Raw genomic sequence first — 21,719 nt, forward strand, 5'->3', positions numbered from 1 at the left:
TCCGGCACCCCAATGCCCGGGGGCCCGAGTCAACACTCGGACCCCCGGGCATCTTTCATCCGATCCAGTGAACCAGTTGAACTCCTGTTATTCCTGAGGTGCTGATGGCGTCACCTTCCGGGACAACGCTGCCTCGCGTGTCCATATCCTCCACAAACCGGGACGGCAGACCCGGCGGGGCCCCGCCCCGCACCGGGCCACCACGGACGCTGGTCCGCGAGCGCCGCAAGGAGACCCTGCTGGCCTGGGCCTTCCTCGCTCCCTCGCTGATCGTCTTCGCCCTGTTCCTGCTCTATCCGCTGGGCCGGACCGTCTACCTGTCGATGCACGGCAACGACATCATCGGCCGCCCCACCCGCTTCGTCGGCTTCGACCACTTCTCCGAACTGCTGACGGCCGACTTCGGCAAGGTCCTGGTCACCACCTTGCTGTTCACCTTGCTCGTGGTCGTCCCCGGCGTGCTGGGCGCGCTCGCCGTGGTGCTGCTGCTGGAGTCCGGCATCCGGGGGCAGCGGTTCTTCCGCAGCGCCTTCGCCCTGCCGTTCGCCTTCTCGGTGGCCAGCGCCTCGGTGATCTTCGCGGTCTTCTACAACCCGGCCTCCGGCGTCCTCAACGGCATCCTGTACGAGCTGGGCCTCGGCCAGGTGAAATGGCTGAACTCCACCGACTGGTCGCTGATCTCGGTCAGCCTCACCACCGTGTGGATGAACCTCGGGTACGGCGTCCTGGTGCTGGCCGCGGGGGTCGGCTCCATCCCGCGCGAGGTGAACGAGGCCGCGCTGCTGGACGGTGCCACGGGCGGCCGGCGGGCCTGGCACATCACGGTGCCGCTGCTGGGGCCGCAGCTCTTCTTCCTCGCGGTGATCTCCACGATCAACGCCCTCCAGAGCTTCGGCCAGATCCACATCCTCACCCAGGGCGGCCCGGTCGGCTCGACCACCACCCTGGTCTATTCGATCTACGAGTACGCCTTCGCGTACGGCACCAGCGACTTCGGCCGGGCCAGCGCCCAGGCGCTCGTCCTGCTGCTGATGGTCCTCGGCTGCACGGCGCTCCAGTTCGGCGTCATCGAGCGGAAGGTGCACTACTCATGAGCGCGCGCAGGGTGGCGGGGCGGATCGCCCTGTACGCGGTGCTGCTGCTGGCCCTGGTCCCGGTGCTGTTCCCGGTGTACTACGTGTTCGCCGGAACGTTCATGCAGCCCCGGGAACTGGCGACCTTCCCGCCGCAGCTGGTGCCCACCGGCTTCCACCTGGACAACATCCAGCGGGTCCTGGACGCGGTACCGCTGGTGCGGATGTACGGCAACTCGCTGCTGATGGCCGGGATCATCACCCTCGCCCAGCTGATCACCTCGGCGCTGGCGGCCTACGCCTTCGTCTTCCTGCGGTTCCGGTTCAGCGCCATCGTGTTCGCGCTGTTCCTGTCCACGCTGATGGTGCCCTCCGAGTCGACGATCATCCCCAACTACCTGACCCTGTCCGACTGGGGCCTGCACAACACGTTCGCCGGCCTGGTGCTGCCGTTCCTCGCCTACGCGTTCGGCACCTTCCTGCTGCGGCAGAGTTTCAAGCAGTTCCCCACCGAACTGCGCGACGCCGCCCGGGTGGACGGCATGGGCCACCTGCGCTTCATCTGGACCGTGCTGCTGCCGCTGTCCAAACCGACCCTGAGCGCGGTGGGCGTCTACGTCTTCATCACCTCCTGGAACATGTACTTCCGGCCGCTGATCATGACGCGCACCACCGAGATGCAGACGCTTCAGATCGGCCTCAACTCCCTCCGCAACGCCGAGTCCGCCAACCCCGGACTCTGGCTGGCCGGCGCCGCCCTGTCGGTGCTCCCCACCCTGGCGCTGGTGCTCTTCGGGCAGCGCTTCATCGTCCGCGGACTCACCGCGGGCGCAGTCAAGTGATGATGGGAACCCCACGGATCATGAGAAGAACCCGTACCCGTACCGCACTGGTGGCCGGGGCCGCGGCCCTGTGTCTGAGCATCACCGCCTGCGGCGGCGACAGCGAGGGCGGCGGCTCGCTGAGCGCCCCGGGCCCCGAGGCCCTGGAGGACCTGGACAGCACCGTGCAGGTCGAGTTCTGGCACAGCATGGACAGCACCAACGGCCAGGTACTCAACGGCCTGATCGACGAGTTCAACGCCGAGCACGAGGGCCGGATCAAGGTCACCGGCTCCTTCCAGGGCGACTACGACACCACCCTGGCCCAGCACCGCGCGGCCATCCAGCAGGGCAACACCGCCAACATCGTGCAGATCTACGACCTGGGCACCCAGTTCATGATCGACTCCGGGCAGACCGTGCCGGCCCAGTCGTTCGTCGACAAGGACGGCTACGACACCGGCCCGATCGAGGACGCGCTGCTCAACTACTTCACCGTCGACGGCGAGCTGCGGTCCTTCCCGTTCAACAACTCCACCCCGCTCATGTACATCAACAAGGACGCCTTCGAGGAGGCCGGCCTGGACCCGGAGCAGCCGCCGAAGGACCTGGCCGGGATCCGGGAGTACGCCGAAGCCCTCACCGTCCGGGGCGCCAACGGCCAGGTCGAGCGGTACGGATTCGGCGCCGCCGTCTACGGCTGGTTCATCGAGCAGTTCATGGCCCGGGCCGCCGTCCCCTACTGCGACAGCGGCAACGGCCGCGAGGGCCGGGCCACCGAGGTCCTCTTCGACGACCCGAACGTGGTCGAACTGGTCGAGTGGTGGCAGGGCATGATCGACGACGAACTCGCCGCGCCGCTCGGCCGGGGCACCGACGACGCGCAGGCCGCCTTCACCGCCGGCCGGGCCGCGATGACCCTGGAGTCCACCGGCGCCATGGGCGGCTTCCTGGAACAGTCCGGCTTCGAGGTCGGCGCCGGCTACTTCCCGCTCATCCACGCGGACGACCCGGCCGGCTCGATCATCGGCGGCGCCTCGCTGTGGATCAACGGCGCCGGGCACAGCGACGCCGAGACCCGCGCCTCCTGGGAGTTCGTGCAGTTCCTGCTGACCCCCGCCGCCCAGTCGAAGTGGCACGCCGGCACCGGCTACCTGTCGGTCAACACCGAGGGCTACAACGGCCCGGAGGCCAGTGAACGGGCCGCCGAGTACCCGCAGTTCTCGGTCGCCGCCGACCAGCTGGCGAACTCCGAGACCAACATCAACACCGCCGGCTGCATGATGGGCGTCATGTCCGAGGCCCGGGTGGCGGCCGAGGAAGCCTGGGAAGCGGCCCTGGTCACCGACACCACGGCGGCCGACGCGCTGAGCGCCGGCACCGACAAGGTCAGCCGCAAGATCGAGGAGTACAACGCCTCGGTCGGCTGACCCCCGCACCGCCCGCACGCGCGTGGCCGCCCCCGTACCGCGGAGGCGGCCACGCGCCGTCGTCAGCGGACGCCGGCCGCCGCGCCGAGCCCGGCCGGCTCCGGATCGCGGGCCACCGGCCGCAGGCACGGCGCGCCGGCCGGCGACCGGTCGGTGAAGAACCGGGCCGCCAGATCGGCGGTCTCCCGGGCCCGCTCCAGCACCACCCAGTGGTCGGTGTCCGGGACGGTGAGGAAGTGCCGCGCCCCGATCCGCTCGGCGAACAGCCGCTGCCGCCCGGCGGAGGTCACCGTGTCGTGCTCCCCGCTGAACACCAGCGTCGGCACCCCGGTGGGCCCGCCGGAGAAGTCCGCCCGCTCGGTCAGCGCCCGGCGCACCGAATCCCCCAGATGCGGGGAGTGCCGGGCCGTGTGCAACAGCGCCCGGCGTACGTACCGGTAGGCCAGCGCCCGCCGGGTGACATGGCGGCGCTCGTCCAGGCACAGCAGCATCGCCGCGATGTGCTCGGCGAACGCCTCCGCCTCGCCCCGCGCCAGCAGCCGCTCGGCATCGAGACCCGCCCGCAGCAGCCCGTCGGAGATCTCCACCGGCACCCCGCCCAGCACCGCCCGGGCCACCCGGTGCGGAGAGCGGCGCACCAGGCCGTGGGCGAGACCGGCCCCGTAGGAGAAGCCGAAGACATTGACCCGCGCGCACCCCAGATCGTCCAGGATGCCCTCCAGCGCCCGGCCCAGCAGGCCATGGCTCGGCCCCGGCGGCAGCGGCCCGGCCCCGCCCATGCCCGGCAGATCCGTGGTCACCACGTCGGCGAACGGACCCAGCGCCGCCTCCAGTTGCTGCCAGCCGCCCATCCCCTGCAGCGCCCCGCCGATGACCAGCACCGGCTCCGTGCGCGCCGGCCCCGGGCCGCGGTGCCGCAGCAGCCGGTAGGAGTACGGGACGCCGCTCACCGTCAGGGACCGGATCACCTCGTCGGACATGGGGCCTTCCTCTCGGCAGGGCAGGGACGGCGCGGAACGGGCGGCGGCGCGCGGATCAGTCACGGGTGAGGACGAGCGCCGCGTTGTGCCCACCGAACCCGAGCGAGGTCTTCACCGCGCACCGCAGCCGGGCCCGGCGGGCCGCCCCGCGCACCAGATCGAGCCCGGCCGGCAGCTGCGGGTCGGGCGTCGTCAGATTGACCGTCGGCGGAACCGTCTGCTCCTCCAGGGCCAGCACGGTGAGCGCCGTCTCGATGCCGCCCGCCGCGCCGAGCGTGTGCCCGGTGACGGCCTTCGTCGAGGTCACCAGCGGCCCCTCGCCCAGCACCCGGACCAGCGCCCGGCCCTCGATCAGATCGTTCAGCACGGTGGAGGTGCCGTGGGCGTTCACATGGTCCACCTCGGCGCCCGCCACCTGCGCGTCCGCGAGCGCCGCCCGCAGCGCCCGCTCGATGCCCGCGCCCTCCGGGTCCGGCGCCACCATCGAAGCGGCGTCGCTCGACGCGCCGTACCCCCGGATCACCGCGCGGGGGGTGGCACCGCGCGCCCGGGCGTGCTCGGGGCGCTCCAGCACCAGCAGCCCGGCGCCCTCGCCCACCACGAACCCGTCCCGCCCGGCGTCGAAGGGGCGGCAGGCCGTCGCCGGGTCCTCGCGCCGGGTGGAGACCGCCTTGAGCCGGCAGGCGCTGGCGATCAGCAGCCGGGACAGCACCGACTCCGCGCCGCCGGCCACCACGAGGTCGCAGGCACCCGAGCGCAGCAGCTGATGCGCGGTGCCCAGCGCCACCGTGCCCGAGGAACAGGCGGTGGACACCGCCAGACTGGGCCCGAGAGCGCCCAGATCCCCGCACACGCTGGAGGCGGCGCCGTTGACCACGGTCAGCGGCGCCAGCTTGGGCGACACCCGGCGCGGGCCCCGCTCGGCCAGCACCGCGTGCTGCTCGTCGTAGAACGGCAGCCCGCCGTGCGCCGAGCCGATCACCACCGCGACCCGGGAGCCGTCCCAGGCGGCCGGATCGAGGCCGGCGTCCGCGACCGCCTCGCGCGCGGCGAGCACCGCCAGCTGCGAGAACCGGTCCATCAGCCGGGCCGCCGCCGCCCCCAGCTCGGCGGCCGGATCGAGCCCGGCCGCCGTGTACATGAAATCGCAGGGCAGCTCCGCCAGCTCCGGATGGCGGCGCACCCCCTCCGGCCTGCCACCGCCCGCCACCGCGTGCCAGGTGGCCTTCACCCCGGTACCGGCCGCGGTGACAAGACCGAGCCCCGTGACCGCCGCTGCGAACGGCTGCCGGCCCGGCATCAGGTCACGACCTCCCGGCCGACCACCGTGACCAGTCTCCCCACGGTGTCGCGCGGGGTCAGCTCCACCGCGTCCAGATCGATGTCCAGCCGGTCCTCGATCAGCAGCCGCAACTCCTCCAGGGCCAGCGAGTCCAGGCCGAGCGAGCCGAGCGGCGCCCCGTCCTCGACCCGGGACGCGGCGACCCCGAAACGCTGCACGAGCAGCTGGTTCACCACATCTGTTGCGATCAAGAGGCTCTCCCGCGTCCGCAGTGGGTGCTGCATACGACGGTTCAACGAGCGGGCCGCGACATGGAAACGCACCAGTCCCCCCACCGGCCCTCCCGGGAGCGGAGAAAGAGCGGCGCACAAGCCTTCAGCACGCGTACACCCCTGGGTTAGCGTGCGGGCCATGGTGCGAGGGCGCGGGTGGGGGCGGGGGGTGAGGGGGAACGATGTCGTGCGGGTGCTGGAGGGGGTACGGGGCGTCGACGCGGCGCTGCGGGACGGCCTGTACGGGCGCGGCACCGGCCGGGCGGTGCGCCGGCTGCGCGCGCTGCTGGGCGCCGAGGTGGTGGTGCTCACCGACCTCGACGGCCCGGTGGCCTCGGCCGGACCGGTGGGGGAGGGGGTCCGGGAGGTACTGGCCCTGGCGTACGAACAGGGCGGCCCCGTCCAGCGCGGCCCGTGGGCGGCCGTACCGCTGCTGGTGGCCGGCGAACTGTGCGGAGCGCTGGTGATGCGCGGCGGCCCCGAAGAGGCGCTCGTCCCGGTCGGCGCGCTGGTGGCGCGCTCCCTCGACCACGCCGCGCTCGGCCGCGCCCGGGGCCGGATCGCCCAGGCCGACCTGCGGACCCTGCGCGCCCAGATCTCCCCGCACTTCCTGCACAACGCCCTGGCCGTCATCGGCGCCCGGATCCGCACCGAGCCGGAGCGGGCCAGGGAACTGCTGCACGACTTCGCCGACTATCTGCGCTACAGCTTCGCCTCGCGCGGCGACTACGCCACCGTCGCCGACGAACTCCAGGCCGTCCAGACCTATCTGGAGCTCCAGCGGGCCCGCTTCGACGACCGGATGGAACTCATGGTGCGGATGGCGCCCGACATCCTCGCCGTCGCCATCCCGTTCCTGGTCATCCAGCCGCTGGTGGAGAACGCGGTACGGCACGGCCTGGAACCCAAGACCGGCAAGGGCAGCATCTCCGTCTCCGGCTTCGGCGAGGGACCGCTGTGCGTCATCGAGGTGGAGGACGACGGGATGGGCATGGATCCGGAGTTCGCCCAGGGGGTGCTGGCCGGGACCGGCCCGCCCACCCGCAGCGTCGGGCTCGCCAACGTCGACCGCCGGCTGCGCGCCGTCTACGGCGCCGAGTACGGCCTGGTCATCGAGACCGCCCCCGGCAGCGGCACCAAGGTCGTCATCCGGGTGCCCCGGTTCCGGCGCGGGGTGGTGGCCGGATGAGCGGGCGGAGGGAGGGGCTGCGGGTCCTGGTGGTGGAGGACGAGTCCGCCACCCGCGAGGAGCTGGCCACCCTGCTGGGCGCGGCCGGGGAGGTGCGCGCCGTGCGCGCGGCCGAGAGCGGCGAGGCCGCGGTGCGGCTGCTGGGCACCGACGCCTTCGACGCCGTTTTCCTCGACGTCTCCATGCCGGGGCTCAGCGGGGTGGAGGTGGGCCGGGTGCTGGGGATGCTCTCCGAGCCGCCCGCCATCGTCTTCGTCACCGCCTCCGAGGCGCACCGGGACGCGGCCAGGGACATGGGCGCGGTCGACTATCTGCTCAAGCCCGTGCGCGACGAGCGGCTCGCCGAGGCCGTCGCCCGCGTCCGGGCCGCGCGCCGGCCCGAGCCGGTCGCCGACGAGCTGGCCGTGGTGCGCATCGACACCGGCCGGCACATCTTCTTCGTGCGGCGCGACGACGTGTACTTCGTCGAGGCGCACGGCGACTACGTACGGCTGCACACCGGGGCCGGCGTCCATCTGATCCGGCAGGCGCTGTCCCATCTGGAGACGGTGTGGGGGCCTGCCGGGTTCGTCCGGGTGCACCGGGGCTATCTGGTCGCCATCCGGTGGGTGCGCGATCTGCGGGCCGGCTCGTCCTCCGGCCTGCTGGCCCACACCCCGGCCGGGGACGTCCCGGTCAGCCGCCGGCACGCCCGCGCGCTGAAGGAGCGGCTGCTGGCCGCGGTCCGGGAGCAGGGATGAGCGGTGCGGGCGGGCGGGTGCGCGTCACCAGCCCGCAGACCCGGGTCGCGCTCGCCCGGCGGCACCGGCCCGCCCAGCATCTGCTGCCGCTGCCCTCCCCGGACTCCGGCGCGGACACCGAGGCGGCCCGCGCGCTGTTCCGCCGGCAGCGGCGGCTCGCCGCCCGCACCCTGGGCCTGCTGGGCGGGCTGCTGCTCGGGCTCAGCGGACTGCTGTGGCTGCTGCCGGCGCCGCTGTCCTGGGTGGTGCTGATGGTCGGCAGCTACCCGCTGCTGCTGGTGATCGCGGTGTGTCACGTCCGGGCGGCCGAGCGGAACGAGGACCGCGCGCCGTGACCTCGCTGCTGGCCATCGGCCTGCTCCTCGGCTCCAGTGTGATCATCGGCGTGTACGGGGTGCGGGCGGCCCGCAGCACCCCGGACTTCCTGGTCGCCTCCCAGCAGATCAGCCCGGGCTGGAACGCCATGGCGATCGCCGGCGAGTACGTCTCGGCCGCCTCGGTGCTGGGCCTGGCCGGGCTGATGCTGAAGAACGGGGTCGGCTCGCTGTGGTGGGCGGTCGGCTTCACCGCCGGGTACGTGGCGGTGGCCGCGCTGGTGGCCGGGCCGATGCGGCGCTCGGGCGCGTACACCGTGCCGGACTTCGCCGACTACCGGCTGGGGTCGCGGGCCGTGCGGAAGCTGTGCGCGGTGATCGTGCTGGTGATCATGTGGCTGTATCTGATCCCGCAGTTCAAGGGCGCGGGCGTGGTGCTGCACCTGGTGAGCGGGACGCCGTACTGGGTGGGGGTGGTGCTGGCGGGGGCGGTGGTCAGCTCCTCGATCGCGGTGGGCGGGATGCGGGCTGCCACCTATGTGCAGGCGTTCCACTACGTGGTGAAGCTGATCTTCATCGCGGTGCCGGCCCTGGTGCTGCTGGTACGGGCCGGGGGCGAGGGCCGGGAGCTGGTGCTGCGGGTGGACGCCGGGGCGTGGTCGCGGCCGCTGCTCGACCTGCACGGTTCGGGGCAGCCGCTGCTGGCGACCTGGTCCGTGCTGCTGGCCACCACGCTCGGGGCGGTCGGACTGCCGCATGTGATCATGCGGTTCCACACCAGCGCCACCGCGCGGATCGCGCGCCGGGTGGCGGTGTGGGTGATCGTGCTGCTGGGCCTCTTCTATCTCTTCCCCGCCGTGTACGGGCTGCTGGGGCGGGTGTTCGCGCCCGGGCTGATCACCGAGGGGCACACCGACCAGGTGACCGTGGTGCTGCCGGGCGCGATGGTGCCGGGGGTGTGGGGCGCGGTGCTCACCGCGCTGGTGGCGGCGGGCGCGTTCGCGGCGTTCCTGTCCACCTCCTCCGGGCTGCTGCTGGCGCTGGCCGGCGGGCTCTCGCACGATCTGTCGCGGTCCTCGGTGCCCCGGCTGCGGCTGGCGGTGGCGGCCGGGGCGCTGGTGGCGGTGGGGCTGTCGCTGCCGGCGGAGCGGGTGGACATCAATGTGCTGGTGGGCTGGGCGTTCGCGGTGGCCGCCTCCACCTTCTGCCCGCTGCTGGTGCTGGGGATATGGTGGCGCGGGCTCACCGTGCCCGGCGCCGCCGCCGGGCTGATCGCGGGGGTGTGCGCGGCCACCGGCGCGGCGCTGGCCTCGGTGGTCACCGGGCCGCATCCGGGGTGGCTGACGGTGCTGCTGGCGCAGCCGGCGGCCTGGACCGTACCGCTGGCGTTCGCGGTGATGGCCGGGGTCTCGCTGCTGACCCGGCCGCCGGAGTGGGCCGAACGTGCCCTGCTGCGGCTGCACATACCACAGCGCGCGGCCGGGGACGGCTGAGCGACCCCGCGCGATTGGCGAGGGGAGTGTCCGGTATGGCACACTGAGCAGGTTGCTCGGCCCGGAGCCGATGCCGCGCGCCTCCCGCCGGGAGGACCGGAAGCGAGTCCCACTGTATTCGTCGCGCCTGTTGAGGTGCGGAAATACCGGGATCTTCCGGGAAGCGTGGGCGGGGATCCGAGCCAGGCGCCTGGTGGAAGTCATCCCCACCCTCCGCCCCGGAGAAACCTTCGGGGGCGATCCCCGCGAGGAGCGCGACACGCCCGACCGCGTGGGTCGGAGCCGGGGGCCGCGGAAGCCAGGTTCCAGGGCGTTAAACGAAGAGACAGGACTACGAAGTAGCCATGGCGGGACAGAAGATCCGCATCCGGCTCAAGGCCTACGACCACGAGGTCATCGACAACTCGGCGAAGAAGATCGTCGAGACGGTGACCCGCACGGGTGCGTCGGTCGCGGGCCCGGTGCCGCTGCCCACTGAGAAGAACGTGTACTGCGTCATCAAGTCGCCGCACAAGTACAAGGACTCGCGCGAGCACTTCGAGATGCGCACCCACAAGCGTCTGATCGACATCCTCGACCCGACCCCCAAGACCGTTGACTCGCTGATGCGCCTGGACCTTCCGGCCGGCGTCGACATCGAGATCAAGCTCTGAGAGGCGCGGGAGAGATGACCAAGCAGATCAAGGGTGTCCTGGGCGAGAAGCTCGGCATGACCCAGGTCTGGGACGAGAACAACCGTGTCGTCCCAGTGACCGTCGTCAAGGCCGGACCCTGCATCGTCACCCAGGTGCGCACCAACGACAAGGACGGCTACGAGGCCGTCCAGATCGCGTTCGGCGAGATCGACCCGCGCAAGGTGAACCGCCCCCTCAAGGGCCACTTCGCCAAGGCCGATGTCACCCCGCGCCGCCACCTGGTCGAGCTGCGGACCGCCGACGCCAGCGAGTACACCCTGGGCCAGGAGATCACGGCCGAGGCGTTCGACTCCGGTGTCAAGGTCGACGTGACCGGCAAGAGCAAGGGCAAGGGCTTCGCCGGTGTCATGAAGCGTCATGGCTTCGGCGGTCTCGGCGCCTCGCACGGTACGCAGCGCAAGCACCGCTCGCCCGGCTCCATCGGTGGCTGCGCCACCCCGGGCCGTGTCTTCAAGGGCCTGCGCATGGCGGGCCGGATGGGCAACGAGCGGGTCACCACCCAGAACCTGACCGTCCACGCCGTTGACGCGGAGAAGGGTCTGCTGCTCATCAAGGGCGCGGTTCCCGGTCCGAACGGCGGCCTCGTCCTGGTCCGCACCGCGGCCAAGGGGGCCTGAGGGTAACCAATGAGCACCGTTGACATTCTTTCGCCCGCCGGCGAGAAGACCGGTACCGTCGAGCTCCCCGCGGAGATCTTCGACGCCAAGGTCAGCATTCCGCTGATCCACCAGGTCGTCATCGCCCAGCAGGCCGCGGCCCGACAGGGTACGCACAAGACCAAGACGCGCGGCGAGGTCCGCGGCGGTGGCAAGAAGCCGTACCGCCAGAAGGGCACCGGCCGCGCCCGCCAGGGCTCGACCCGCGCGCCGCAGTTCGCCGGCGGTGGCGTCGTCCACGGCCCCGTGCCGCGTGACTACAGCCAGCGGACCCCGAAGAAGATGAAGGCCGCCGCCCTGCGCGGTGCCCTCACCGACCGGGCCCGCCACGAGCGCATCCACGTCGTCACCGACGTGGTGGCCGAGGGGCTGATCTCCACCAAGGCGGTCAAGACCCTGCTCGGCAAGATCAGCGACCGCAAGAAGGTCCTGCTCGTCGTGGAGCGCTCGGACGAGGCCGGCTGGCTGTCCGCCCGCAACCTGCCCCAGGTGCACATCCTGGACCCGGGTCAGCTGAACACGTACGACGTGGTCGACTCCGACGATGTCGTCTTCACCAAGGCCGCCTTCGACCGTTTCGTGGCCGGCGAGGCCAAGGTGACGTTCGACAAGCAGCTCGAAGGGAGCGACGCCTGATGAGCGACGCGATCGCCGCCCCGGTCAGCAGCAAGGAGTTCTCGGACCCCCGTGACCTCCTGATCAAGCCCGTGGTGTCGGAGAAGAGCTACGCGCTCCTCGACGAGAACAAGTACACGTTCATCGTCGACCCGCGCGCCAACAAGACCCAGATCAAGCAGGCCGTCGAAGAGGTCTTCTCGGTCAAGGTCACCGGGGTCAACACGATCAACCGGCAGGGCAAGCGCAAGCGCACCCGCACCGGTTACGGCAAGCGCGCGAACACCAAGCGCGCCATCGTGACCCTCGCCGAGGGCGACAGCATCGACATCTTCGGCGGCCCGGTCTCCTAAACGGAGGTCGAGTCGTCCGATATCGGACGAGGACTGAGAAATGGGAATCCGCAAGTACAAGCCGACGACTCCGGGCCGTCGTGGCGCCAGTGTCGCCGACTTCGTCGAGATCACGCGGTCCACGCCGGAGAAGTCGCTGGTCCGCCCGCTGCACAGCAAGGGCGGCCGTAACAACGCCGGTCGTGTGACCGTCCGCCACCAGGGTGGTGGCCACAAGCGTGCCTACCGCCTGATCGACTTCCGGCGGCACGACAAGGACGGTGTGCCGGCCAAGGTCGCGCACATCGAGTACGACCCCAACCGCACCGCGCGTATCGCCCTCCTGCACTACGCGGACGGCGAGAAGCGGTACATCATCGCCCCGGCCCACCTGAAGCAGGGTGACCGGATCGAGAACGGCCCCGGCGCCGACATCAAGCCGGGCAACAACCTGCCGCTGCGCAACATCCCGGTCGGTACGGTCATCCACGCCATCGAGCTCCAGCCCGGCGGCGGCGCCAAGTTCGCCCGCTCCGCCGGTGCCTCCGTGCAGCTCCTGGCGAAGGAGGGCCGCATGGCCCACCTCCGGATGCCGTCCGGTGAGATCCGGCTGGTCGACATCCGCTGCCGCGCCACCATCGGCGAGGTCGGCAATGCCGAGCAGTCGAACATCAACTGGGGCAAGGCCGGCCGTATGCGCTGGAAGGGCGTTCGCCCGACCGTCCGCGGTGTGGTGATGAACCCCGTCGACCACCCGCACGGTGGTGGTGAGGGCCGGACCTCGGGTGGCCGCCACCCGGTTTCGCCCTGGGGCAAGAAGGAAGGTCGTACGCGCTCGCCGAAGAAGGCCAGCAACAAGTACATCGTCCGCCGCCGCAAGACGAACAAGAAGCGCTAGGAGCCGGCGAGAACATGCCACGCAGTCTCAAGAAGGGGCCCTTCGTCGACGACCACCTGATCAAGAAGGTGGACGCACAGAACGAAGCCGGCACCAAGAACGTCATCAAGACCTGGTCTCGCCGCTCGATGATCATCCCGGCCATGCTGGGGCACACCATCGCGGTGCACGACGGCCGCAAGCACGTCCCGGTGTTCGTCACCGAGTCGATGGTCGGCCACAAGCTCGGCGAGTTCGCGCCGACGCGCACCTTCCGGGGCCACGTCAAGGACGACCGGAAGTCGCGCCGCCGCTGAGGCGGGTGTGAATGACCATGACCGACACCGAAGGGACAACCATGGAAGCCAGGGCCCGTGCGCGGCACATCCGCGTCACGCCCATGAAGGCCCGCCGCGTGGTGGACCTCATCCGTGGGCTGAACGCCGCGGAGGCTCAGGCGGTCCTGCGCTTCGCGCCGCAGGCCGCGAGCGTGCCGGTGGGGAAGGTGCTGGACAGCGCCATCGCCAACGCCGCGCACAACTACGACCACACGGACATCGACAGTCTGTACGTCTCCGAGGCGTACGTCGACGAGGGTCCGACCCTGAAGCGGTTCCAGCCGCGTGCCCAGGGCCGTGCCTACCGGATCCGTAAGCGGACCAGCCACATCACCGTGGTCGTCAGCAGCAAGGAAGGGACCCGGTAATGGGCCAGAAGGTAAACCCGCACGGGTTCCGCCTCGGCGTCACGACCGACTTCAAGTCGCGCTGGTACGCCGACAAGCTCTACAAGGACTACGTCAAGGAAGACGTGGCCATCCGCCGCATGCTCACCCAGGGCATGGAGCGGGCCGGCATCTCCAAGGTGGAGATCGAGCGCACCCGTGACCGGGTCCGCGTCGACGTCCACACCGCCCGCCCGGGCATCGTCATCGGCCGCCGCGGCGCCGAGGCGGACCGGCTGCGCGGCAACCTGGAGAAGCTGACCGGCAAGCAGATCCAGTTCAACATCCTCGAGGTCAAGAACCCCGAGCTGGACGCCCAGCTGGTGGCCCAGGCGGTCGCCGAGCAGCTGTCCTCCCGCGTCTCCTTCCGCCGTGCGATGCGCAAGTCGATGCAGAGCACCATGAAGGCCGGCGCCAAGGGCATCAAGATCCAGTGCGGTGGCCGTCTCGGCGGCGCCGAGATGTCCCGCTCCGAGTTCTACCGCGAGGGCCGGGTTCCGCTGCACACCCTGCGCGCGAACGTGGACTACGGCTTCTTCGAGGCCCGCACCACCTTCGGCCGCATCGGTGTGAAGGTCTGGATCTACAAGGGCGACGTCAAGAACATCGCCGAGGTCCGCGCCGAGAACGCCGCCGCCCGGGCGGGCAACCGCCCCTCGCGCGGTGGCGCCGGTGACCGTCCCGCGCGGGGCGGTCGCGGTGAGCGCGGTGGCCGCGGCCGCAAGCCGCAGCAGCAGCAGAGCGCCGGCGCCGAGGCCCCCAAGGCCGAGGCTCCCGCCGCTGCCGCTCCGGCTGCTGAGAGCACCGGAACGGAGGGCTGACCGTCATGCTGATCCCCCGCAGGGTCAAGCACCGCAAGCAGCACCACCCGAAGCGCTCGGGTGCGGCCAAGGGCGGTACCGAGGTCGCATTCGGCGAGTACGGCATCCAGGCCGTCACCGGTGCGTACGTCACCAACCGGCAGATCGAGGCCGCGCGTATCTCGATGACCCGGCACATCAAGCGTGGCGGCAAGGTGTGGATCAACATCTACCCCGACCGTCCGCTGACCAAGAAGCCCGCCGAGACCCGCATGGGTTCCGGTAAGGGTTCGCCGGAGTGGTGGATCGCGAACGTCAAGCCGGGACGGGTGATGTTCGAGCTGTCCTACCCCAACGAGAAGATTGCTCGTGAGGCGCTGATCCGCGCTGCTCACAAGCTTCCGATGAAGTGCCGGATCGTGCGGCGCGAGGCAGGTGAGGCGTGATGGCGACCGGAACCAAGGTTTCGGAGCTGCGCGAGCTGAACAACGAGGAACTCGTTGCGAAGCTGCGTGAGGCCAAGGAGGAGCTGTTCCGGCTCCGCTTCCAGTCGGCGACCGGACAGCTGGAGAACAACAGCCGGCTCAAGGCCGTCCGCAAGGACATCGCCCGGATCTACACCCTGATGCGTGAGCGCGAGCTGGGCATCGAGGTCTCGGTGGAGACGGTGGAGAGCGCCTGATGAGTGAGAAGAATGTGACTGAGACGACCCCGACCTCCGAGGCGGAGCGCGGCCGGCGGAAGACCCGTGAGGGTCTGGTCGTCAGCGACAAGATGGACAAGACCGTCGTTGTCGCTGTTGAGGACCGCGTCAAGCACGCGCTCTACGGCAAGATCATCCGCCGGACCAACAAGCTCAAGGCGCACGACGAGCAGAATGCCGCAGGCATCGGTGACCGCGTGCTCCTGATGGAGACCCGGCCGCTGTCCGCCACCAAGCGGTGGCGCGTCGTCGAGATCCTAGAGAAGGCGAAGTAACCATGATCCAGCAGGAGTCGCGACTGCGCGTCGCCGACAACACGGGCGCGAAGGAAATCCTTTGCATCCGTGTGCTCGGTGGTTCGGGTCGCCGCTACGCGGGCATCGGGGACGTCATTGTCGCCACCGTCAAGGACGCGATCCCCGGTGGCAACGTCAAGAAGGGTGACGTCGTCAAGGCGGTCATCGTCCGCGCGGTCAAGGAGCGCCGTCGTCCCGACGGCTCGTACATCCGCTTCGACGAGAACGCCGCCGTCATTCTGAAGAACGACGGCGACCCCCGCGGCACCCGTATCTTCGGCCCCGTCGGCCGTGAGCTGCGCGAGAAGAAGTTCATGAAGATCATCTCCCTCGCGCCGGAGGTGCTGTAACCGATGAAGATCAAGAAGGGCGACCTGGTCCAGGTCATCACCGGAAAGGACAAGGGCAAGCAGGGCAAGGTCATCGTGGCCTTCCCCCGCGAGGACCGCGTCCTGGTCGAGGGTGTCAACCGGGTCAAGAAGCACACCAAGGCCGGACAGACGGCCCGTGGTTCGAAGACCGGTGGCATCGTGACGACCGAAGCCCCGATCCACGTGAGCAATGTCGCGCTCGTCGTGGAGAAGGACGGCAAGAAGGTCACCACCCGCGTCGGTTACCGCTTCGACGACGAGGGCAACAAGATCCGCGTTGCCCGGCGGACCGGTGAGGACATCTGATGACTGCCACTGCCACCACCGCGATCCCGCGTCTGAAGACGCGCTACCGCGAAGAGATCGCCGGCAAGCTGCACGACGAGTTCAAGTACGAGAACGTCATGCAGATCCCCGGCCTGACCAAGATCGTGGTCAACATGGGTGTGGGCGACGCCGCCCGCGACTCCAAGCTGATCGAGGGCGCCATCCGCGACCTCGCCACGATCACCGGACAGAAGCCGTCCGTGACGAAGGCCCGCAAGTCCATCGCGCAGTTCAAGCTGCGCGAGGGTCAGCCGATCGGCGCGCACACCACGCTGCGCGGCGACCGGATGTGGGAGTTCCTCGACCGTCTGCTGTCGCTGGCGCTGCCGCGCATCCGCGACTTCCGGGGCCTGTCCCCGAAGCAGTTCGACGGCCGGGGGAACTACACCTTCGGGCTGACCGAGCAGGTCATGTTCCACGAGATCGACCCGGACAAGATCGACCGGGTCCGTGGTATGGACATCACCGTGGTGACCACGGCGACCACCGACGAGGAGGGCCGCGCCCTGCTGCGTCACCTCGGTTTCCCGTTCAAGGAGGCGTGAGCCATGGCGAAGAAGGCCCTGATCCAGAAGGCCGCTCGCAAGCCGAAGTTCGCGGTGCGCGGGTACACCCGCTGCCAGCGCTGCGGACGGCCGCACTCCGTGTACCGCAAGTTCGGCCTGTGCCGCGTGTGCCTTCGCGAGATGGCGCACCGCGGCGAGCTGCCGGGCGTCACCAAGAGCTCCTGGTAATCACTACTACGCCGTAGGTCCTCGGGGTCCGCTGCCCACACTTCGGTGGGTGGCGGCCCCGGGGAAACCCCGGTGGGAGAGGCCGAAGGCCATCTCATGACCATGACCGACCCGATCGCAGACATGCTCACGCGTCTGCGGAACGCGAACTCGGCGTACCACGACACCGTCGTGATGCCGCACAGCAAGATCAAGACGCACATCGCGGAGATCCTCCAGCAGGAGGGCTACATCACCGGCTGGAAGACCGAGGAGGCCCCCGTCGGCCAGAGCCTCGTTCTGGAGCTGAAGTACGGCCCGAACCGCGAGCGTTCGATCGCCGGCATCAAGCGGATCTCGAAGCCGGGCCTGCGGGTCTACGCGAAGTCCACCAACCTGCCCCGCGTGCTGGGCGGCCTCGGCGTGGCGATCATCTCCACGTCCAACGGCCTCCTGACCGGCCAGCAGGCTCAGAAGAAGGGCGTGGGTGGGGAAGTCCTCGCCTACGTCTGGTAACGGAAGGGAACGGATAGCCATGTCGCGTATCGGCAAGCTCCCCATCCAGGTTCCCGCCGGTGTGGACGTCACCATCGACGGCCGTACGGTCGCGGTGAAGGGCCCCAAGGGCTCTCTCTCGCACACGGTCGCCGCGCCTATCGACGTCGAGCGGAGTGAGGACGGCACCATCGTCGTCTCCCGCCCGAACGACGAGAACCGGAACAAGTCCCTGCACGGCCTGTCCCGCACGCTGGTGGCGAACCTGATCATCGGCGTGACCGAGGGTTACAGCAAGGACCTCGAAATCAGCGGTGTCGGTTACCGCGTGGCCGCGAAGGGCTCCAACCTGGAGTTCTCCCTCGGCTACAGCCACCCGATCCTCGTCGAGGCCCCCGAGGGCATCACCTTCAAGGTGGACTCGCCCACGAAGCTGAGCGTCCAGGGGATCGACAAGCAGAAGGTCGGCGAGGTCGCCGCGAAGATCCGCAAGCTGCGCAAGCCCGACCCGTACAAGGCCAAGGGCGTCAAGTACGCGGGCGAGGTCATCCGCCGCAAGGTCGGAAAGGCTGGTAAGTAAGCCATGGCATACGGCATCAAGATCGCCAAGGGCGATGCCCGTAAGCGTACGGCGAACAAGCGGCGTCACCTGCGGATCCGCAAGAAGGTCTCCGGCACCGCCGCGCGTCCGCGGCTGGTCGTGACCCGCTCGAACCGTCACATGGTGGCCCAGGTCATCGACGACATCGAGGGTCACACGCTGGCGTCGGCCTCCTCCCTGGATGTCTCCATCCGGGGCAAGGAGGGCGACAAGAGCGACAAGGCCAAGAAGGTCGGCGCCCTGGTGGCCGAGCGGGCCAAGGCCGCGGGCATCGAGGCCGTGGTCTTCGACCGTGGCGGCAACAAGTACGCCGGGCGCGTGGCCGCGCTCGCGGACGCCGCCCGTGAGGCGGGGCTCAAGTTCTGAGCCGGTTCCGTCGACTGATTCGAGAGAGGTAATTCCAATGGCTGGACCCCAGCGCCGCGGTGGCGGCGCCGGTGGCGGCGAGCGACGGGACCGTAAGGGTCGGGACGGTGGCGCTGCCGCCGAGAAGACCGCGTACGTCGAGCGTGTCGTCGCGATCAACCGCGTCGCCAAGGTTGTGAAGGGTGGTCGTCGCTTCAGCTTCACCGCGCTGGTCGTGGTGGGCGACGGTGACGGCACCGTGGGTGTCGGTTACGGCAAGGCCAAGGAGGTGCCGGCCGCCATCGCCAAGGGTGTGGAGGAGGCCAAGAAGCACTTCTTCAAGGTCCCCCGTATCCAGGGCACCATCCCGCACCCGATCCAGGGTGAGGAGGCCGCGGGTGTCGTGCTGCTCAAGCCGGCGTCCCCCGGTACCGGTGTGATCGCCGGTGGCCCGGTGCGCGCCGTCCTGGAGTGCGCGGGCATCCACGACGTGCTGAGCAAGTCGCTCGGTTCGTCGAACCCCATCAACATCGTGCACGCCACGGTGGCCGCTCTGCGGGGCCTGCAGCGCCCCGAGGAGATCGCCGCCCGCCGTGGTCTGCCGCTGGAGGACGTGGCTCCCGCCGCTCTGCTGCGGGCCAGGGCCGGGGTGAGTGCGTGATGGCGCGGCTGAAGATCACCCAGGTCAAGTCCTACATCGGCAGCAAGCAGAATCACCGTGACTCGCTGCGTTCGCTCGGTCTGAAGAAGATCAACGACGTGGTCGTCAAGGACGACCGCCCGGAGATCCGCGGCATGGCCAACGCGGTGCGGCACCTGGTGAAGGTCGAGGAGGTCGACTGACATGGCGCAGGAAGAGAACAGCGGCGCGCCGCTGAAGCTGCACCACCTGCGGCCCGCCCCCGGCGCCAAGACCGCCAAGATCCGGGTGGGTCGTGGTGAGGCGTCCAAGGGCAAGACCGCCGGCCGCGGTACCAAGGGCACCAAGGCCCGGTACCAGGTGCGGGCGGGCTTCGAGGGCGGGCAGCTGCCGCTGCACATGCGGCTGCCCAAGCTCAAGGGCTTCAACAACCCGAACCACAAGCAGTTCCAGGTCGTCAACCTGGACAAGCTGGCGCAGTTGTACCCCGAGGGTGGCGACGTGACCGTCGCCGACCTCGTGGCCAAGGGCGCGGTGCGGAAGAACGAGCTGGTGAAGGTCCTCGGCTCCGGTGACGTCTCGGTGGCGCTGACGGTGACGGTTGACGCCGTTTCCGGCTCCGCCAAGGAGAAGATCACCGCGGCCGGCGGCACCGTGACCGAGCTGCTCTGAGCCGCATGAAGTGCGAGTGACCGGGGATGCCTGAAGGAGGCATCCCCGGTCAGTCGTTCCGGCCCGGCGCATCCGCCGGTAAGGTGGCGTGCGTTGCCGTCAACCGGGGCCGACCGCTGCCCGGCGGGCAGCGGAGTTCGTGCCCAGCTTTCTATCCGTTGACCTTCAAGACCATCACCTCTCGCGCGCGCCGCGGGGGGCGCAGGAGGAACCGTGCTCACCGCGTTCGCCCGGGCGTTCCGGACGCCTGACCTGCGCAAGAAGCTGCTCTTCACGCTCGGCATCGTGGTGCTGTTCCGCTTCGGGCAGCACATCCCGGTTCCCGGTGTGAGTTTCCAGAACGTCCAGGAGTGTGTGGACCAGGCGGCGGCCGGAGGCAACTCCGGGCTCTTCGGTCTGGTCAACATGTTCAGCGGTGGGGCTCTGCTCCAGCTGACGATCTTCGCGCTCGGCATCATGCCGTACATCACCGCGAGCATCATTCTGCAGCTGCTTGTCGTCGTGATCCCCCGCCTCGAAGCCCTGAAGAAGGAGGGCCAGTCGGGGCAGGCGAAGATCACCCAGTACACGCGTTATCTGACGATGGCCCTGGCCGTGCTCCAGGCCACCGGCCTGGTGGCCACCGCCCGCAGCGGCTCGCTCTTCCCGAACTGCACGGTCGCGGGCGAGATCATCCCCTCCGACTCGATCTTCACCACGGTCCTCATGGTGATCGCGCTGACCTCGGCCACCGCGCTGATCATGTGGATGGGTGAGCTGATCACCGACCGCGGCATCGGCAACGGCATGTCGATGCTGATGTTCACCTCGATCGCGGCCGGCTTCCCGTCGGCGCTGTGGCAGATCAAGCTCTCCGGTTCGCTCGCGGACGGCTGGATCGAGTTCGGCGTCGTGGTGGCCTGTGGTCTGGCGATGGTCGGCCTGGTGGTCTTCGTGGAGCTGGCGCAGCGCCGGATCCCGGTGCAGTACGCCAAGCGCATGATCGGCCGGCGCTCGTACGGCGGCACGTCCACGTACATCCCGCTCAAGGTGAACCAGGCCGGTGTGATCCCGGTGATCTTCGCTTCCTCGCTGCTCTACATCCCGCAGCTGCTGGTGCAGTTCGCCGGGACGGACGCGGGCGGCTGGGCGGACTGGGTGCAGCGGTACTTCACCGGTGGTGACCACCCGTACTACATCATCACCTACTTCCTGCTGATCGTCTTCTTCGCGTTCTTCTACGTGGCCATCACCTTCAACCCCGAAGACGTGGCCGAAAACATGAAGAAGTATGGTGGTTTCATCCCGGGCATCCGGGCTGGCCGACCCACGGTCGAATACCTGAGCTATGTGCTGAACCGCATCACCTGGCCCGGGTCGCTGTACCTGGGTCTGATCGCGCTGGTGCCCACCGTGGCGCTGGTGATGTTCAACGCCCAGCAGGACTTCCCCTTCGGTGGCACATCCATCCTGATCATCGTGGGTGTCGGCCTGGAAACGGTGCGGCAGATCGAGAGCCAGCTCCACCAGCGCAATTACGAAGGGTTCCTCCGCTGATGCGAATCGTCCTCGTCGGACCGCCGGGCGCGGGCAAGGGCACGCAGGCCGCGCTCCTCGCCGAACGTCTCGGTATTCCGCACATCTCGACCGGAAACCTGTTCCGGGACAACATCAGCCAGGGCACGGAGCTGGGCCTCGCGGTCAAGCAGATCCTGGACGAGGGTGGTCTGGTCCCGGACGAGGTGACCATCGCGATGGCGGCGGACCGGCTCGCGCAGCCGGACGCCGGGGACGGTTTTCTGCTGGACGGCTTCCCGCGCAACATCGCCCAGGCCCAGGCGCTGGACGAGCTGCTCGGCAAGGACGGGCACAAGCTGACCGCGGTGCTCGACCTGGAGGTCCCCGAGGACGAGGTGGTCAAGCGGATCGCCGGCCGCCGGATGTGCCGCAAGAACAGCCAGCACGTCTTCCACGTGGAGTACGCGCCGCCGGCCGTCCCGGGCGTCTGCGACGAGTGCGGCGGTGAGCTGTACCAGCGCAGTGACGACCAGGAGGACACGGTCCGGCACCGGCTGGAGCTGTACCACCAGGAGACCGAGCCGATCATCGGCTACTACCGCGAGCAGGGCCTGGTCGTGACCATTCAGGCGCTCGGCCCGGTTCCGGAGATCACGCAGCGCGCGCTGTCGGCGCTGCCCGAGGCGGACGCCGCGTAGCGCGGCGCGTACGGGGCGTGTCCCCGCCGCTGTGACGGCCGCAGCGACCGCCTACGGGCGGGCGCTGC

At 69.8% G+C, this 21,719-nt stretch carries 33 protein-coding genes; 30 read left to right on the forward strand and 3 right to left on the reverse strand.

Annotation, left to right across the window (positions count from 1 at the left end):
* Nucleotides 1-137: 137 nt before the first annotated feature.
* From BM385_RS19495 to BM385_RS19505, 3 genes are read left to right on the forward strand one after another with little or no spacing between them, the layout of a single operon-like run.
* Nucleotides 138-1,094 (forward strand): carbohydrate ABC transporter permease, encoded by a 957-nt coding sequence (locus BM385_RS19495; protein WP_019433404.1) that lies wholly within the window; start codon nucleotides 138-140, stop codon nucleotides 1,092-1,094.
* Nucleotides 1,091-1,915 carry a carbohydrate ABC transporter permease gene (locus BM385_RS19500; RefSeq protein WP_093843845.1) on the forward strand — a complete coding sequence of 275 codons (825 nt, stop codon included), beginning with the start codon at nucleotides 1,091-1,093 and terminating at the stop codon, nucleotides 1,913-1,915. The genes BM385_RS19495 and BM385_RS19500 overlap by 4 nt, the downstream gene beginning before the upstream one ends.
* Before the next feature lie 20 nt (nucleotides 1,916-1,935).
* A complete protein-coding gene (locus BM385_RS19505) occupies nucleotides 1,936-3,324 on the forward strand; it encodes an ABC transporter substrate-binding protein (RefSeq protein ID WP_175543044.1) in 1,389 nt (462 codons plus the stop codon).
* Nucleotides 3,325-3,386: 62 nt separating this feature from the next.
* Here the strand turns inward: BM385_RS19505 and BM385_RS19510 are convergent, their stop codons facing one another.
* From BM385_RS19510 to BM385_RS19520, 3 genes are read right to left on the reverse strand one after another with little or no spacing between them, the layout of a single operon-like run.
* A complete protein-coding gene (locus BM385_RS19510) occupies nucleotides 3,387-4,304 on the reverse strand; it encodes an alpha/beta fold hydrolase (RefSeq protein WP_019433407.1) in 918 nt (305 codons plus the stop codon).
* Nucleotides 4,305-4,359: 55 nt separating this feature from the next.
* Nucleotides 4,360-5,604 (reverse strand): beta-ketoacyl-[acyl-carrier-protein] synthase family protein, encoded by a 1,245-nt coding sequence (locus tag BM385_RS19515; RefSeq protein WP_093843847.1) that lies wholly within the window; start codon nucleotides 5,602-5,604, stop codon nucleotides 4,360-4,362.
* Entirely contained in the window at nucleotides 5,604-5,837 is a 234-nt protein-coding gene (locus BM385_RS19520; RefSeq protein WP_026047365.1) for an acyl carrier protein, read from the reverse strand. The genes BM385_RS19515 and BM385_RS19520 overlap by 1 nt, the downstream gene beginning before the upstream one ends.
* A gap of 190 nt (nucleotides 5,838-6,027) precedes the next feature.
* Here BM385_RS19520 and BM385_RS19525 point away from each other — a divergent pair, with 190 nt between their 5' ends.
* The 27 genes from BM385_RS19525 to BM385_RS19655 all read left to right on the forward strand — a co-directional run bounded on the left by BM385_RS19525 (nucleotide 6,028) and on the right by BM385_RS19655 (nucleotide 21,651).
* Nucleotides 6,028-7,047 carry a sensor histidine kinase gene (locus tag BM385_RS19525; protein ID WP_202803437.1) on the forward strand — a complete coding sequence of 340 codons (1,020 nt, stop codon included), beginning with the start codon at nucleotides 6,028-6,030 and terminating at the stop codon, nucleotides 7,045-7,047.
* Nucleotides 7,044-7,787: a LytR/AlgR family response regulator transcription factor gene (locus BM385_RS19530; protein WP_019433411.1), complete on the forward strand. Its 744-nt coding sequence runs from the start codon at nucleotides 7,044-7,046 to the stop codon at nucleotides 7,785-7,787. Before BM385_RS19525 ends, BM385_RS19530 begins: the two co-directional genes overlap by 4 nt.
* Nucleotides 7,784-8,122, forward strand: a complete 339-nt coding sequence (locus BM385_RS19535) for a hypothetical protein (RefSeq protein ID WP_019433412.1) — start codon at nucleotides 7,784-7,786, stop codon at nucleotides 8,120-8,122. The genes BM385_RS19530 and BM385_RS19535 overlap by 4 nt, the downstream gene beginning before the upstream one ends.
* A complete protein-coding gene (locus BM385_RS19540; protein ID WP_093843848.1) occupies nucleotides 8,119-9,594 on the forward strand; it encodes a sodium/solute symporter in 1,476 nt (491 codons plus the stop codon). The genes BM385_RS19535 and BM385_RS19540 overlap by 4 nt, the downstream gene beginning before the upstream one ends.
* A 344-nt stretch (nucleotides 9,595-9,938) precedes the next feature.
* On the forward strand, nucleotides 9,939-10,247 hold the full coding sequence (gene rpsJ, locus BM385_RS19545; RefSeq protein ID WP_016473429.1) for a 30S ribosomal protein S10: 309 nt from the start codon (nucleotides 9,939-9,941) through the stop codon (nucleotides 10,245-10,247).
* 14 nt (nucleotides 10,248-10,261) lie between these two features.
* Nucleotides 10,262-10,906: a 50S ribosomal protein L3 gene (gene rplC / locus BM385_RS19550; protein ID WP_019433414.1), complete on the forward strand. Its 645-nt coding sequence runs from the start codon at nucleotides 10,262-10,264 to the stop codon at nucleotides 10,904-10,906.
* 9 nt (nucleotides 10,907-10,915) lie between these two features.
* Nucleotides 10,916-11,581 (forward strand): 50S ribosomal protein L4, encoded by a 666-nt coding sequence (gene rplD / locus BM385_RS19555; RefSeq protein ID WP_019433415.1) that lies wholly within the window; start codon nucleotides 10,916-10,918, stop codon nucleotides 11,579-11,581.
* Nucleotides 11,581-11,913, forward strand: a complete 333-nt coding sequence (gene rplW / locus BM385_RS19560; RefSeq protein WP_019433416.1) for a 50S ribosomal protein L23 — start codon at nucleotides 11,581-11,583, stop codon at nucleotides 11,911-11,913. Before rplD ends, rplW begins: the two co-directional genes overlap by 1 nt.
* Nucleotides 11,914-11,953: 40 nt before the next feature.
* Complete coding sequence (gene rplB / locus BM385_RS19565; protein WP_019433417.1) at nucleotides 11,954-12,790, forward strand: 50S ribosomal protein L2; 837 nt, start codon at nucleotides 11,954-11,956, stop codon at nucleotides 12,788-12,790.
* 14 nt (nucleotides 12,791-12,804) lie between these two features.
* Entirely contained in the window at nucleotides 12,805-13,086 is a 282-nt protein-coding gene (rpsS, locus tag BM385_RS19570) for a 30S ribosomal protein S19 (protein ID WP_019433418.1), read from the forward strand.
* A gap of 41 nt (nucleotides 13,087-13,127) precedes the next feature.
* Nucleotides 13,128-13,475 carry a 50S ribosomal protein L22 gene (gene rplV, locus BM385_RS19575; RefSeq protein ID WP_026047367.1) on the forward strand — a complete coding sequence of 116 codons (348 nt, stop codon included), beginning with the start codon at nucleotides 13,128-13,130 and terminating at the stop codon, nucleotides 13,473-13,475.
* Nucleotides 13,475-14,314 (forward strand): 30S ribosomal protein S3, encoded by an 840-nt coding sequence (gene rpsC, locus BM385_RS19580; protein WP_019433420.1) that lies wholly within the window; start codon nucleotides 13,475-13,477, stop codon nucleotides 14,312-14,314. The genes rplV and rpsC overlap by 1 nt, the downstream gene beginning before the upstream one ends.
* A gap of 5 nt (nucleotides 14,315-14,319) precedes the next feature.
* Entirely contained in the window at nucleotides 14,320-14,739 is a 420-nt protein-coding gene (rplP, locus tag BM385_RS19585; protein WP_019433421.1) for a 50S ribosomal protein L16, read from the forward strand.
* Nucleotides 14,739-14,975: a 50S ribosomal protein L29 gene (gene rpmC / locus BM385_RS19590; RefSeq protein ID WP_019433422.1), complete on the forward strand. Its 237-nt coding sequence runs from the start codon at nucleotides 14,739-14,741 to the stop codon at nucleotides 14,973-14,975. The genes rplP and rpmC overlap by 1 nt, the downstream gene beginning before the upstream one ends.
* The gene (gene rpsQ / locus BM385_RS19595) at nucleotides 14,975-15,271 is read left to right on the forward strand and encodes a 30S ribosomal protein S17 (protein ID WP_019433423.1); all 297 of its coding nucleotides are present in this window, start codon (nucleotides 14,975-14,977) and stop codon (nucleotides 15,269-15,271) included. The genes rpmC and rpsQ overlap by 1 nt, the downstream gene beginning before the upstream one ends.
* Nucleotides 15,272-15,273: 2 nt before the next feature.
* The gene (rplN, locus tag BM385_RS19600) at nucleotides 15,274-15,642 is read left to right on the forward strand and encodes a 50S ribosomal protein L14 (protein ID WP_019433424.1); all 369 of its coding nucleotides are present in this window, start codon (nucleotides 15,274-15,276) and stop codon (nucleotides 15,640-15,642) included.
* 3 nt (nucleotides 15,643-15,645) lie between these two features.
* Nucleotides 15,646-15,969 carry a 50S ribosomal protein L24 gene (gene rplX / locus BM385_RS19605; protein ID WP_019433425.1) on the forward strand — a complete coding sequence of 108 codons (324 nt, stop codon included), beginning with the start codon at nucleotides 15,646-15,648 and terminating at the stop codon, nucleotides 15,967-15,969.
* Nucleotides 15,969-16,535 (forward strand): 50S ribosomal protein L5, encoded by a 567-nt coding sequence (gene rplE, locus BM385_RS19610; protein ID WP_019433426.1) that lies wholly within the window; start codon nucleotides 15,969-15,971, stop codon nucleotides 16,533-16,535. Before rplX ends, rplE begins: the two co-directional genes overlap by 1 nt.
* A 3-nt stretch (nucleotides 16,536-16,538) precedes the next feature.
* Nucleotides 16,539-16,724, forward strand: a complete 186-nt coding sequence (locus BM385_RS19615; protein WP_019433427.1) for a type Z 30S ribosomal protein S14 — start codon at nucleotides 16,539-16,541, stop codon at nucleotides 16,722-16,724.
* 96 nt (nucleotides 16,725-16,820) lie between these two features.
* Nucleotides 16,821-17,219, forward strand: coding sequence for a 30S ribosomal protein S8 (gene rpsH, locus BM385_RS19620; protein WP_026047368.1), 399 nt, complete (start codon nucleotides 16,821-16,823; stop codon nucleotides 17,217-17,219).
* A gap of 19 nt (nucleotides 17,220-17,238) precedes the next feature.
* Entirely contained in the window at nucleotides 17,239-17,778 is a 540-nt protein-coding gene (gene rplF, locus BM385_RS19625; protein ID WP_019433429.1) for a 50S ribosomal protein L6, read from the forward strand.
* Nucleotides 17,779-17,781: 3 nt separating this feature from the next.
* On the forward strand, nucleotides 17,782-18,165 hold the full coding sequence (gene rplR / locus BM385_RS19630) for a 50S ribosomal protein L18 (protein WP_093843849.1): 384 nt from the start codon (nucleotides 17,782-17,784) through the stop codon (nucleotides 18,163-18,165).
* 37 nt (nucleotides 18,166-18,202) lie between these two features.
* Nucleotides 18,203-18,805, forward strand: a complete 603-nt coding sequence (gene rpsE / locus BM385_RS19635) for a 30S ribosomal protein S5 (RefSeq protein ID WP_016473411.1) — start codon at nucleotides 18,203-18,205, stop codon at nucleotides 18,803-18,805.
* Entirely contained in the window at nucleotides 18,805-18,987 is a 183-nt protein-coding gene (gene rpmD / locus BM385_RS19640) for a 50S ribosomal protein L30 (RefSeq protein ID WP_019433431.1), read from the forward strand. Before rpsE ends, rpmD begins: the two co-directional genes overlap by 1 nt.
* A gap of 1 nt (nucleotide 18,988) precedes the next feature.
* Complete coding sequence (gene rplO, locus BM385_RS19645) at nucleotides 18,989-19,456, forward strand: 50S ribosomal protein L15 (protein ID WP_019433432.1); 468 nt, start codon at nucleotides 18,989-18,991, stop codon at nucleotides 19,454-19,456.
* Nucleotides 19,457-19,669: 213 nt separating this feature from the next.
* Entirely contained in the window at nucleotides 19,670-20,992 is a 1,323-nt protein-coding gene (gene secY / locus BM385_RS19650; protein WP_019433433.1) for a preprotein translocase subunit SecY, read from the forward strand.
* The gene (locus tag BM385_RS19655) at nucleotides 20,992-21,651 is read left to right on the forward strand and encodes an adenylate kinase (protein WP_019433434.1); all 660 of its coding nucleotides are present in this window, start codon (nucleotides 20,992-20,994) and stop codon (nucleotides 21,649-21,651) included. The genes secY and BM385_RS19655 overlap by 1 nt, the downstream gene beginning before the upstream one ends.
* Nucleotides 21,652-21,719: the final 68 nt, after the last annotated feature.

This window comes from Streptomyces harbinensis, from assembly GCF_900116145.1.
In the GTDB taxonomy this organism is placed as follows: Bacteria; Actinomycetota; Actinomycetes; order Streptomycetales; family Streptomycetaceae; genus Streptomyces; species Streptomyces carpaticus.